12 protein-coding genes are annotated in these 11,780 nt (G+C 59.1%); all 12 read left to right on the plus strand.

Annotation, left to right across the window (positions count from 1 at the left end; all coding sequences use genetic code 11):
• Positions 1-20 precede the first annotated feature (20 nt).
• The 12 genes from IV89_RS07480 (at position 21) to IV89_RS07535 (ending at position 11,776) form a co-directional block, all read left to right on the plus strand.
• The gene (locus tag IV89_RS07480; protein ID WP_005853978.1) at positions 21-422 is read left to right on the plus strand and encodes a DUF5333 domain-containing protein; all 402 of its coding nucleotides are present in this window, start codon (positions 21-23) and stop codon (positions 420-422) included.
• Positions 423-426: 4 nt separating this feature from the next.
• Positions 427-2,442 carry an NADH-quinone oxidoreductase subunit NuoG gene (gene nuoG, locus IV89_RS07485; protein WP_037944458.1) on the plus strand — a complete coding sequence of 672 codons (2,016 nt, stop codon included), beginning with the start codon at positions 427-429 and terminating at the stop codon, positions 2,440-2,442.
• An 11-nt stretch (positions 2,443-2,453) separates the two neighbouring features.
• Positions 2,454-2,822 (plus strand): hypothetical protein, encoded by a 369-nt coding sequence (locus tag IV89_RS07490; protein ID WP_005853975.1) that lies wholly within the window; start codon positions 2,454-2,456, stop codon positions 2,820-2,822.
• 6 nt (positions 2,823-2,828) lie between these two features.
• Positions 2,829-3,869, plus strand: coding sequence for an NADH-quinone oxidoreductase subunit NuoH (gene nuoH, locus IV89_RS07495; RefSeq protein WP_005853973.1), 1,041 nt, complete (start codon positions 2,829-2,831; stop codon positions 3,867-3,869).
• Between the two features lies 1 nt (position 3,870).
• Positions 3,871-4,365, plus strand: a complete 495-nt coding sequence (nuoI, locus tag IV89_RS07500; protein ID WP_005853971.1) for an NADH-quinone oxidoreductase subunit NuoI — start codon at positions 3,871-3,873, stop codon at positions 4,363-4,365.
• Complete coding sequence (locus IV89_RS07505) at positions 4,362-4,763, plus strand: carboxymuconolactone decarboxylase family protein (RefSeq protein ID WP_005853969.1); 402 nt, start codon at positions 4,362-4,364, stop codon at positions 4,761-4,763. Before nuoI ends, IV89_RS07505 begins: the two co-directional genes overlap by 4 nt.
• Positions 4,760-5,362 carry an NADH-quinone oxidoreductase subunit J gene (locus IV89_RS07510; protein ID WP_005853967.1) on the plus strand — a complete coding sequence of 201 codons (603 nt, stop codon included), beginning with the start codon at positions 4,760-4,762 and terminating at the stop codon, positions 5,360-5,362. Before IV89_RS07505 ends, IV89_RS07510 begins: the two co-directional genes overlap by 4 nt.
• 180 nt (positions 5,363-5,542) lie before the next feature.
• On the plus strand, positions 5,543-5,848 hold the full coding sequence (gene nuoK / locus IV89_RS07515; RefSeq protein ID WP_005853964.1) for an NADH-quinone oxidoreductase subunit NuoK: 306 nt from the start codon (positions 5,543-5,545) through the stop codon (positions 5,846-5,848).
• A gap of 4 nt (positions 5,849-5,852) precedes the next feature.
• Positions 5,853-7,964 carry an NADH-quinone oxidoreductase subunit L gene (gene nuoL / locus IV89_RS07520; protein WP_037944457.1) on the plus strand — a complete coding sequence of 704 codons (2,112 nt, stop codon included), beginning with the start codon at positions 5,853-5,855 and terminating at the stop codon, positions 7,962-7,964.
• On the plus strand, positions 7,964-9,520 hold the full coding sequence (locus tag IV89_RS07525; RefSeq protein ID WP_037944456.1) for an NADH-quinone oxidoreductase subunit M: 1,557 nt from the start codon (positions 7,964-7,966) through the stop codon (positions 9,518-9,520). The genes nuoL and IV89_RS07525 overlap by 1 nt, the downstream gene beginning before the upstream one ends.
• 11 nt (positions 9,521-9,531) lie before the next feature.
• Positions 9,532-10,977 carry an NADH-quinone oxidoreductase subunit NuoN gene (gene nuoN / locus IV89_RS07530; protein ID WP_005853955.1) on the plus strand — a complete coding sequence of 482 codons (1,446 nt, stop codon included), beginning with the start codon at positions 9,532-9,534 and terminating at the stop codon, positions 10,975-10,977.
• Positions 10,978-10,993: 16 nt separating this feature from the next.
• Positions 10,994-11,776 carry a biotin--[acetyl-CoA-carboxylase] ligase gene (locus IV89_RS07535; RefSeq protein WP_037945050.1) on the plus strand — a complete coding sequence of 261 codons (783 nt, stop codon included), beginning with the start codon at positions 10,994-10,996 and terminating at the stop codon, positions 11,774-11,776.
• The last annotated feature ends 4 nt before the right edge of the window (positions 11,777-11,780 follow it).

An 11,780-nucleotide genomic window follows, 5' to 3' on the forward strand; every position in this document is an offset into this window, starting at 1 on the left:
CGCTACATGAGGAGAGTAAGATGCGTAACGTATTGATCGCCGTAACAACCGTGGCCCTGATGGCCAGCCCTGTCGCCGCAAAGCCGCCGCTGCGTGATGTACCGGCTGTTGATGATGCGCTGCTTGATCTTGGACTGGCCGACCGGATTCGCAAAGAATGCCCCGATATCTCGGCCCGTATGATCCGCGCGCTCAGCTATTTGAACAATGTGCACAATACGGCGAAATCTTTGGGCTATACGTCGGACGAAATTGACGCCTACCGCAAAAGCGATGCTGAAAAGGCGCGCATGAAGGCCCGTGGGGCCGCATATTTAAAGGCGAAGGGGGTCGATACTTCGGACCCGCAAAGCTATTGTGCGTTAGGGCGTGCAGAAATCCAAAAATCGAGCCGGATCGGTTCGTTACTGAGAGCGAAATAAGCATATGAGCGATACCCGCAAGATCATCATTGACGGCAAGGAAGTCGAAGTCGAAGGGGCGATGACGCTCATTCAGGCGTGCGAGGAAGCAGGGGTGGAAATTCCGCGTTTCTGTTACCATGAGCGTCTGTCGATTGCCGGTAACTGCCGGATGTGTCTTGTGGAGGTCGTGGGCGGCCCACCCAAGCCTGCGGCGTCTTGCGCCATGCAGGTGCGTGACTTGCGTCCTGGCCCAGAGGGCCAGCCGCCTGTCGTCAAAACCAATTCGCCTATGGTAAAAAAGGCCCGCGAGGGGGTCATGGAATTCCTGCTGATCAACCACCCGCTGGATTGCCCGATCTGCGATCAGGGCGGCGAGTGTGACCTTCAGGATCAGGCGATGGCTTACGGCGTCGACTTCAGCCGCTACCGCGAGCCCAAACGCGCGACCGAAGATCTGGATCTGGGTCCATTGGTCGAAACCCATATGACGCGCTGCATTTCCTGCACCCGTTGTGTGCGCTTCACCACCGAGGTCGCGGGCATTCACCAGATGGGCCAGACCGGCCGTGGTGAAGACGCCGAGATTACAGCCTATCTGGGGCAGACGCTCGATTCGAACCTGCAGGGCAATATCATTGATCTGTGCCCCGTGGGGGCGCTGGTCTCGAAACCCTATGCTTTCACCGCGCGGCCCTGGGAGCTGTCAAAGACCGAATCGATCGACGTGATGGATGCGCTTGGGTCGAACATCCGTGTGGATACCAAAGGCCGCGAAGTCATGCGCTTCTTGCCGCGCAACCATGATGGCGTGAACGAGGAATGGATTTCCGATAAAACCCGTTTCGTCTGGGACGGACTGCGCCGCCAGCGTCTGGACACGCCCTATATTCGTGAAAACGGAAAATTGCGCAAAGCTGACTGGCCCGAAGCATTGGCCGCTGCCGCTGCTGCGATGAAGGGTAAGAAAGTCGCCGGTCTGATCGGTGACCTTGCCTCGGTCGAGGCGACATATGCGTTGAAACAACTGATCGAGGGGCAGGGCGGCGTTGTCGAATGCCGGACCGATGGCGCGAAGCTGCCTGCGGGCAACCGCTCGGGCTATGTCGGGACCGCCACGGTCGAAGATCTGGATCACGCGCAAGCCGTGATGCTGATCGGCGCGAACCCCGCGGTGGAAGCACCGGTGCTGAACGCCCGTATCCGCAAGGCATGGACCCGCGGCGCGGATGTGGCGCTGATGGGCCCAGCGGTCGATCTGACCTACGATTACGATCATCTGGGCGACAGCCCGTCGCTGCTGAATGACTTGCTGAAAAAGGACCACGCCGACATCGCCGAGAAATCCTCGGTCATCGTTGTGGGCATGGGGGCCTTGGCGCGCGAAGACGGGGCAGAGGTTCTGGCCGCTGCCATGGCGCTGGCCGAGGCGACGCAATCCGGCTTCATGGTCTTGCACACTGCCGCATCCCGTGTGGGTGCGATGGACGTCGGTGCCGTTGCTGAAAATGGCATCAACGATGTGCTGGCCGCTGATGTGATCTATAACCTTGGCGCCGATGAGGGCGACATTCCTGCTGGCCCCTTCGTGATCTATCAAGGCTCGCACGGGGATCGCGGCGCGCACCGTGCCGATATCATCCTGCCCGGTGCCGCCTATACGGAAGAGGGCGGTTTGTTCGTCAATACCGAAGGTCGTCCGCAGCTTGCCGCGCGTGCCAGCTTTGCCCCCGGTCAGGCCAAGGAAAACTGGGCCATTCTGCGCGCGCTGAGTGCCGAGCTGGACGCCAAGCTGCCGTTCGATTCGCTTGCAGCATTGCGCAAGGCGCTGGTCGCTGATGTCCCGCATCTGGGGAATATTGATCAGGTTGCTGAAAACGCATGGCAGCCTGTGGCCACAGGCGATCTGGGCGACAGCCCGTTGCGCTTTGCGATTGCCGATTTCTACCTGTCCAACCCCATCGCCCGCGCCAGCCAGTTGATGGCAGAGCTTTCGGCCAACGCCAAAGCCCGCCGCGAAAAACCACTGGCGGCGGAGTGAGGATTTTGGGGATGATGTTGCCTTTGGTTCTGGGTGCCTGCGAGACGCAAGCGCCCATGGCCGAAGATTTCATTCCCGAGTATCGCGGTGTTGAAACCAAACTGCTGGACGGGGATCTTGTCCAGTTCGACGTGGCGATGACCAAAGCACAGTCATCCGAGAATGTAGCGGAATACGCGGAATGTGCCGCGGCGCGCTATACTTTGATCCGGGGCTTTGGTTTTGCCCGCCACGTGCGTACAAATGTTGAGATCGAGGGTGGTGTCTGGCACGCAGATGCTGTTTACACCATCTCGCCGAGCCTGCCTGCGGGCTTGAAGACAATAGATGCTGAAGTGACCGTGCAGAACTGCATGGAAAAAGGCATACCGACGGTGTGAGGACCTATGGCTGACTTCTTTTTCAACACCACGCTGGGGACGATCCTGCTGATTATTGGCCAGATTTTCCTTGTTGTGATTCCCCTGCTTCTTGCCCTTGCGTTCCTGATGTACGCCGACCGGAAAATCTGGGCGTCGGTACAGCTGCGCCGCGGCCCGAACGTTGTAGGCATCTACGGTCTGCTGCAATCCTTTGCGGATTTCGCGAAATACATCGTCAAAGAGGTGGTCGTGCCCGCCGGTGCGGACCGCGCCGTGTTCTTCATGGCTCCGATGGTCACATTGGTTATGGCGCTGGTTGCCTGGGCGGTGATCCCGTTCAACGACGGTTGGGTTCTGTCGAACATCAACGTTGCGATCCTTTATGTCTTCGCGATCTCGTCGCTTGAAGTCTATGGCGTGATCATGGGCGGGTGGGCGTCAAACTCCAAATACCCGTTTCTGGGCTCGCTGCGCTCTGCCGCGCAGATGATCTCTTACGAGGTGTCGATCGGTCTGATCATCATCGGCGTCGTCATCAGCTCTGGCTCGTTGAACTTCGGGGACATCGTGCTGTCGCAAAGCGGCGACTACGGTCTGCTGAACTGGTACTGGCTACCGCACTTCCCGATGCTGATCCTGTTCTTTATCTCGGCGCTGGCCGAAACCAACCGCCCGCCGTTTGACCTTCCCGAAGCGGAATCGGAACTGGTTGCCGGGTATCAGGTCGAATATTCCTCCACGCCCTTCTTGCTGTTCATGATCGGTGAACTGGTCGCCGTGGTGCTGATGTGCGCGCTGATCTCGCTGATGTTCTTTGGCGGTTGGCTGTCGCCGATCCCGGGCCTGCCAGACGGCATCTTCTGGATGGTCGCCAAAATGGGGCTGGTGTTCTTCTTCTTCTCGTTGGTCAAGGCGATCACCCCGCGGTACCGCTATGACCAGCTGATGCGTCTGGGATGGAAAGTGTTCCTGCCATTCAGCCTGTTCTGGGTTGTCTTCGTATCCTTCGCCGCGAAATTCGATTGGTTCTGGGGTATCTATGCCCGTTGGACAGTAGGGGGCTGATATGGCTAACACCGACTATACCCGTCACGCGAAATACTTCCTGCTGCAGGATTTCTATCAAGGCTTGAAGCTGGGCATTAAGTATATGTTCAAGCCCAAGGCGACGATCAACTACCCGCATGAAAAGGGCCCGCTGAGCCCTCGATTCCGTGGGGAGCACGCCCTGCGCCGCTATCCCAACGGGGAAGAGCGTTGCATCGCGTGCAAACTCTGCGAAGCGGTGTGCCCGGCGCAGGCGATCACCATCGACGCGGAACCGCGCGATGACGGCAGCCGCCGCACCACGCGCTATGACATCGACATGACCAAATGCATCTACTGCGGTTTCTGTCAGGAAGCCTGCCCGGTTGACGCGATCGTCGAGGGGCCGAACTTTGAATTCTCGACCGAGACCCGCGAAGAGCTGTTCTATGACAAGGCCAAGCTGCTGGACAACGGCGAACGCTGGGAAGCTGAAATCGCGCGCAACCTCGAACTGGACGCGCCGTACCGATGACCGACAGCCAGAACCCTTTTGAAGAGATGATGCGTCAGATGCAGGATATGGCCAAAGCCTTTCCTGCAATGGATGCGTTTTCCCCCAAAGGGTTCGAGGCGATGATGGGCAAGATGCCCAAAGACATGATGGAAACGTTTTTTGGCAATACGATGAACCCCAACGGGTTGGATGCCAAAACACGGATGTTGCTGACGATTTCGGGGCTGACCATGCAGGGTGCCCAGAATGACGTGGCGCTGCGTCAGGCCGTGATCCACGCGGTAGAGGCAGGGGCCCACAAGCAGCAAGTGATAGAGACGATCGGGCAGATGGCGGTTTTCGCCGGCATCCCCGCCATGACCCGCGCAATGGAAATCGCGCAGGGTGTTTTGGATGACAAGGAAGGTGACGCATGAGCGTTTTCGCATTTTACCTCTTCGCGATCAGCGTGATCGCTGGCGGGCTGTTCACTGTGATCAGCCGCAACCCCGTGCATTCGGTGCTGTGGTTGATCCTGTCCTTCCTCAGCGCGGCGGGGCTTTTCGTGCTGCTCAACGCCGAATTCGTCGCGATGCTGCTGATCATTGTCTATGTCGGCGCGGTCGCGGTTCTGTTCCTGTTCGTTGTCATGATGCTTGATGTCGATTTCGCCGAGCTCAAGGCCGAAATGGCGCGCTATATGCCGCTGGCCCTGCTGATCGGTCTGGTGATCCTGATGCAATTCGTGATGGCGTTCGGCGCATGGGATGCGAACTCTGCCGCCGAAGGGCTGCGCACGCAGGTGATCACCGACGAGGTGCACAACACCGCCGCATTGGGCCTGATCCTTTATGATCAATACTTCCTGCTGTTCCAGCTGTCGGGTCTGATCCTGCTGGTCGCGATGATCGGGGCGATTGTGCTGACGCTGCGCCACCGTGCGGATGTGAAACGCCAGAACGTGGTCGATCAGATGATGCGCGATCCGAAGCTGGCGATGAAGCTGAATGATGTGAAACCCGGGCAGGGCCTTTAGGCGGCCTACCCAAACAAGGATGTGATCCATGTCACGTAATACAATTGTGGTGCTTGTCGTGGTTTTGATCGTGGTCGTGGGCGGCTACAGCATTTTCTAGATGCGACGGGATCGGGATGGAAACATCTCGCGACAAGAACTAAAGAACGCCTGAAACGGGCAAAAGAACCGAGGGACGACATGATCGGAATTGAACATTACCTGACAGTAGCGGCGACGCTGTTTGTCATTGGCATTTTCGGGCTATTCCTGAACCGCAAGAACATCATCATCATGTTGATGTCGATCGAGCTTATGCTCTTGGCGGTGAACATCAACTTTGTCGCCTTCTCCTATTATCTGGGTGATTTGGTGGGGCAGGTGTTCACGCTGTTCGTCCTGACCGTCGCTGCGGCAGAGGCCGCAATCGGGCTGGCCATTCTGGTCTGCTTCTTCCGCAATCGGGGTACGATCGCGGTTGAAGATGTCAACGTGATGAAGGGCTAAGATCATGGAAACGATCATTCTTTTCGCACCACTTGTCGGTGCATTGATCTGTGGTTTCGGCTGGAAGCTGATCGGGGAGAAGACCGGCCAATATGTGGCAACGGGTCTACTGTTCCTCGCGGCGCTGCTCAGCTGGATCGTCTTCCTTTCGTTTGACGGTGAAACACAGCACATCCCGATCCTGCGCTGGATCGAAAGCGGCAGCCTGTCGACCGATTGGGCGATCCGCCTCGACCGTCTGACCGCGATCATGCTGATCGTGATCACCACGGTCTCCAGCCTCGTCCACCTCTATTCCTTCGGCTACATGGCCCATGACGAGAATTTCTCGGACGCCGAACCCTATCGCGCCCGTTTCTTCGCCTATCTGTCGTTCTTCACCTTCGCGATGCTGATGCTGGTGACATCTGACAACCTTGTGCAGATGTTCTTTGGCTGGGAAGGCGTGGGCGTCGCATCCTATCTGTTGATCGGCTTCTACTATAAGAAGCCTTCGGCGAATGCGGCGGCGATCAAGGCGTTTGTGGTCAACCGTGTCGGTGACTTCGGCTTTTCCCTTGGTATCTTTGGCCTGTTCTATCTGACCGACTCGATCAAGTTCGACGATGTCTTCGCCGCAACCCCCGAGCTGGCGGAAACAACCGTTGGTTTCCTTTGGGCCGACTGGAACGCCGCGAACCTGATCGCGATCCTGCTGTTCATCGGTGCGATGGGTAAATCGGCGCAGCTCTTGCTGCACACATGGTTGCCCGACGCGATGGAAGGCCCGACGCCTGTGTCGGCGCTGATCCACGCCGCGACGATGGTGACGGCCGGTGTTTTCCTTGTCTGCCGCATGTCTCCGTTGATGGAGGTCGCCCCCGAGGCAATGACATTCGTCACCTTCCTTGGAGCCACCACCGCCTTTGTCGCCGCGACCATCGGTCTGGTGCAGAACGACATCAAACGCGTCATCGCCTATTCGACCATGTCGCAGCTTGGGTATATGTTCGTGGCCGCTGGCGTTGGCATGTATTCTGCCGCGATGTTCCACCTGTTCACCCACGCGTTCTTCAAGGCGATGTTGTTCTTGGGGGCGGGGTCGGTGATTCACGCGATGCACCACGAACAGGACATGCGTAACTATGGCGCGCTGCGTAAGAAAATCCCCTATACATTCTGGGCGATGATGATCGGTACGCTGGCCATTACCGGTGTCGGTATTCCGTTGACGCATTTCGGCTTCGCGGGCTTCCTGTCCAAGGATGCGATCATCGAAAGCGCTTGGGGTGGCGGGTCCATGTATGGCTTCTGGATGCTGGTGATCGCGGCTGCGATGACAAGCTTCTACAGCTGGCGGCTGATGTTCCTGACCTTCTTTGGCAAGGCGCGCGGCGACAAGCATACCCATGACCACGCACATGAAAGCCCGATGGTCATGCTGGTGCCGCTTGGCGTGCTGAGCCTTGGCGCGATCTTTGCGGGTATGATCTGGTACAACAGCTTCTTTGGCCACGCCGAGGATGTGGGCGAGTTCTATGGCATCCCCATGGCCGAGATGGCCGCCGGTGGTGAAACCCATGTTGAAGGGGCGGAAGACAGCCACGCCGACGCAGGCGATCACGCCGAGGACGGCCACGGTGCCGACGCCGGTCACCACGGTCCCGCCTTCGCCGGTGCACCGGGCGAGGGGGCATTGTATATCGCACCCGACAACCACGTTCTGGACGACGCCCACGCCGCACCGGCATGGGTCAAGGTCAGCCCGTTCATCGCGATGGTCTTTGGCCTTGTGATGGCCCTGTGGTTCTACATCTGGAACCCGACCCTGCCGTCGCGTCTGGCGGCGAACCAACGGCCGCTTTATCTGTTCTTGCTGAACAAATGGTATTTCGACGAACTTTATAACGTGATCTTCGTCAAACCGGCCATGGCCATCGGTCGCTTCTTCTGGAAGCGCGGGGACGGCAATGTGATCGACGGCACGCTGAACGGTGTCGCTATGGGGATCATCCCGTTCCTCACCCGACTGGCAGGGCGCGCGCAGTCCGGCTATATCTTTACCTACGCCTTTGCCATGGTGATCGGCATCGCGGTCCTTGTGACCTGGATGACGATGAGCGGGGGGGCACACTAATGGATCATCACTTGCTTTCCATCATTACCTTCATGCCCAGCTTTGCGGCGCTTATTCTGGCTGTGTTCCTGCGGGGCGATGACGCCGCAGCGGGGCGCAATGCAAAGTGGCTCGCATTGATCACGACGACGGTCACCTTCCTGATCTCGCTGTTCATCCTGTTCGACTTCGACCCGTCCAACACCGGGTTCCAGTTCGTCGACGAGGCGCAGTGGCTGATGGGCCTGAAATATCGCCTGGGCGTTGACGGGATTTCGATCCTCTTCGTGATGCTGACCACCTTTATGATGCCACTGGTCATTGCCGCCAGCTGGAACGTAGAGACGCGGGTCAAGGAATATATGATCGCCTTCCTGCTGCTGGAAACGCTGATGCTGGGCGTGTTCATGGCGCTGGATCTGGTGCTCTTCTACCTCTTCTTCGAAGCAGGTCTGATCCCGATGTTCCTGATCATCGGCATCTGGGGCGGGGCGAACCGCATTTACGCTTCGTTCAAGTTCTTCCTCTACACCTTCCTCGGGTCCGTCCTGATGCTGGTGGCGATGGTGATGATGTACGCGGATGCCGGCACGACCTGTATTGGCGGATGCGAGGTCAGCTTGCTGACCCATACCTTTGCCTCCGACAGCTTCTCGGTTGCGGGGATCACCGTGGTCGGCGGGTTGCAGACCATGATGTTCCTGGCGTTTTTTGCCAGCTTCGCGGTGAAAATGCCGATGTGGCCGGTGCACACATGGTTGCCGGACGCGCACGTTCAGGCCCCGACAGCCGGTTCCGTGGTGCTGGCGGCGATCCTGCTGAAAATGGGCGGCTACGGCTTCTTGCGCTTCTCGGTGCCGATGTTCCCCGTGGGGGCAGATGTGATGGCCCCGCTGGTGCTGTGGATGTCGGCGATCGCGATTGTCTATACCTCGCTGGTGGCGCTGGTGCAGGAAGACATGAAAAAACTGATCGCCTATTCCTCGGTCGCGCATATGGGTTTCGTGACCATGGGTATCTTTACCTTCAACCAGCAGGGGCTGGATGGCGCGATCTTCCAGATGATCAGCCACGGCTTCATCTCGGCTGCGTTGTTCCTGTGTGTGGGCGTGATCTATGACCGGATGCACACCCGCGAGATTGACGCCTATGGCGGTCTGGTGAACCGGATGCCTGCCTATGCGCTGGTGTTCATGTTCTTCACCATGGCCAACGTCGGTCTGCCGGGGACATCGGGCTTTGTCGGGGAATTCCTGACGCTGATGGGCACGTTCCAGGTGAACACCTGGGTCGCGGCGGTAGCTACCTCCGGGGTGATCTTCTCGGCGGCCTATGCGCTGTGGCTCTATCGCCGCGTGGTGATGGGCGATCTGATCAAGGAAAGCCTGCGCACCATCACGGACATGTCGCGCCGCGAACGCTGGATCTTTGCCCCGCTGGTGGCGATGACGTTGCTGTTGGGTGTCTACCCGGCGCTGGTGCTCGACATGATCGGGCCATCGGTTGCCGCCCTTGTTGATAGCTATGATACGGCCCTGGAGGCGGCAGGTGCCGCTGTCCAGACGGCCTCAGAATAAAGGACCGCGCGATGATTTCCGCTGATCTGAATGTCATCCTGCCCGAAATCCTGCTGGCGCTTTTCGCGATCCTGGCACTGCTTGGGGCGGTTTACACCAACAAGGACGCCGCTGCGGGGGTGATCGTCTGGGCCACGGCAATCGTGATGACGCTGCTGGCGATCTGGATCGGTATGACCAGCGGTGGCACCACGCGCATCGCCTTCAACGGTCTGTTCGTCGAAGACAGCTTTGCCCGTTTTGCCAAAGTCACCATGCTGCTCAGCGCGGCGGCGGTGCTGGCGATGTCCGAAGCCTATATGAAAAAGCGCGGGCTGCTGCGGTTTGAATATCCGGTGCTGATCGCGCTGAGCGTTGTCGGCATGATGATGATGGTCAGCGCAGGCGACCTTATGACCCTTTACATGGGCCTCGAGCTGCAATCGCTGGCGCTTTATGTCGTCGCCTCTCTGCGTCGTGACAGCGTGAAATCGACCGAAGCGGGTCTGAAGTATTTCGTTCTGGGCGCTTTGTCCTCTGGTTTGCTGCTGTACGGTGTGTCGCTGGTCTATGGCTACGCCGGCACCACGCAATTCGCGGGCGTCATGAGCCTTGCGAGCGCAGGGCAGACATCGATTGGCCTGTTGTTCGGGATCGTCTTTGTCGTCTCCGGTCTGGCCTTCAAGGTCTCGGCCGTGCCGTTCCACATGTGGACGCCCGATGTCTACGAGGGCGCACCGACTCCGGTTACAGCTTTCTTCGCCACAGCCCCCAAAGTTGCCGCGATGGCGCTGTTTGCCCGCGTGCTGCATGACGCGTTCGGCAATGCTGTCGCCGACTGGAGCCAGATCGTCGCGCTGCTGTCGGTCCTGTCCATGTTCCTTGGTGCCGTCGCCGCGATTGGTCAGACCAACATCAAACGCCTGATGGCCTATTCCTCGATCGCCCACATGGGCTATGCGCTGATCGGCCTTGCTGCCGGGACAGAGCTGGGTGTCAAATCCATGCTGGTCTATCTGGCGATCTACGTGACCATGAACATCGGCACCTTCGCCTTCATCCTCGGGATGGAGAAAGACGGCCAGCCGGTCACCGATATCTCGGCGTTGAACATGTATTCCAAACGCGCGCCGGGTAAGGCGCTGGCGATGCTGGTGCTGCTGTTCTCGCTTGCTGGTGTGCCGCCGATGCTGGGCTTCTTCGCCAAGCTGGGTGTCTGGCAGGCGGGTGTGGATGCGGGGCTGGTCTGGCTGGTTGTTGCAAGCGCTGTGGCCTCGGCCATCGGTGCCTATTATTACCTGCGTATCGTTTTCCTGATGTATTTCGGTGCCGAAGGCGATGACCGCCTGGACGAGGGTAAAAGCAGCCTGCTGTCGGGGTTCGTTGTTGCCTCTGCCGTGATCATGGTCGTGGGTATCCTGAACATGTTTGGCGTCGAAACTGCTGCGATCTCTGCAGCGGCGACGCTGATCAACTGATCTGCCGGTGACATCGGTGAACAATGGCGCTTCCACTGCGGGAGCAACGGGGGCCAAGGCGCAAAACGCGTCTTGGCCCGATGGCTATGGGCGGCAGGTTTTCGATAGCGTCGATTCCACGCTGAGCGAGGCGGCACGCCAAGCGAGCGAGCTGACGGGGTCCACATGGATCCTCGCGCAAGAACAAACCGCCGCACGCGGTCGGCGCGGTCGGTCCTGGGCCACGCCACGGGGCAATTTTGCCGCGACGCTCATGATGCGCCGGTCCGAAAGCCCCTCGACCGCGGCGCTGCGCAGCTTTGTCGCCTCGCTTGCCCTGCGCCGCGCCTTTGTCGCCACCACGCGGGACGAGGGGGCCTTTACCCTCAAGTGGCCCAACGACGTGCTGCTGAATGGCGGTAAGGTCGCGGGCATCCTGCTGGAAAGCATCGGTGATTTTCTGGCCATCGGGATCGGGGTGAACCTTGCCCATGCGCCCGGTGCCGATCAGGTCGAGGCAGGGGCCCTGCGCCCCGTTTCCGTCGTGGCAGAGACCGGCAAGGTGGTCCCGCCCGAGGTTTTTCTGGATGCGCTGGCGGCGGAATATGCGCAGCTGGAAACGAAGTTCCAGACCTATGGTTTTGCCCCCATCCGTACCGCGTGGTTGTCCCATGCCGCGCGTTTGGGCGAAGAGATCGTCGCGCGCACCATGAAGGACGAAACCCGTGGTGTGTTCGAAGACGTGGACGCGCAAGGCAACCTGATCCTGCGCACCCCTAAAGGCCGTGTGCCCATCACTGCGGCGGATGTATTTTTCTAAGCGC

This window comes from Sulfitobacter sp. CB2047, from assembly GCF_000735125.2.
Lineage (GTDB): Bacteria > Pseudomonadota > Alphaproteobacteria > Rhodobacterales > Rhodobacteraceae > Sulfitobacter > Sulfitobacter pontiacus.

What these genes read in the sequence shown, in the direction of transcription:
- IV89_RS07480 (WP_005853978.1), top strand. Translation starts at nt 21, where the DNA reads ATGCGTAACGTATTGATCGCCGTAACAACCGTGGCCCTGATGGCCAGC.
- nuoG (WP_037944458.1), top strand. Translation starts at nt 427, where the DNA reads ATGAGCGATACCCGCAAGATCATCATTGACGGCAAGGAAGTCGAAGTC.
- IV89_RS07490 (WP_005853975.1), top strand. Translation starts at nt 2,454, where the DNA reads ATGATGTTGCCTTTGGTTCTGGGTGCCTGCGAGACGCAAGCGCCCATG.
- nuoH (WP_005853973.1), top strand. Translation starts at nt 2,829, where the DNA reads ATGGCTGACTTCTTTTTCAACACCACGCTGGGGACGATCCTGCTGATT.
- nuoI (WP_005853971.1), top strand. Translation starts at nt 3,871, where the DNA reads ATGGCTAACACCGACTATACCCGTCACGCGAAATACTTCCTGCTGCAG.
- IV89_RS07505 (WP_005853969.1), top strand. Translation starts at nt 4,362, where the DNA reads ATGACCGACAGCCAGAACCCTTTTGAAGAGATGATGCGTCAGATGCAG.
- IV89_RS07510 (WP_005853967.1), top strand. Translation starts at nt 4,760, where the DNA reads ATGAGCGTTTTCGCATTTTACCTCTTCGCGATCAGCGTGATCGCTGGC.
- nuoK (WP_005853964.1), top strand. Translation starts at nt 5,543, where the DNA reads ATGATCGGAATTGAACATTACCTGACAGTAGCGGCGACGCTGTTTGTC.
- nuoL (WP_037944457.1), top strand. Translation starts at nt 5,853, where the DNA reads ATGGAAACGATCATTCTTTTCGCACCACTTGTCGGTGCATTGATCTGT.
- IV89_RS07525 (WP_037944456.1), top strand. Translation starts at nt 7,964, where the DNA reads ATGGATCATCACTTGCTTTCCATCATTACCTTCATGCCCAGCTTTGCG.
- nuoN (WP_005853955.1), top strand. Translation starts at nt 9,532, where the DNA reads ATGATTTCCGCTGATCTGAATGTCATCCTGCCCGAAATCCTGCTGGCG.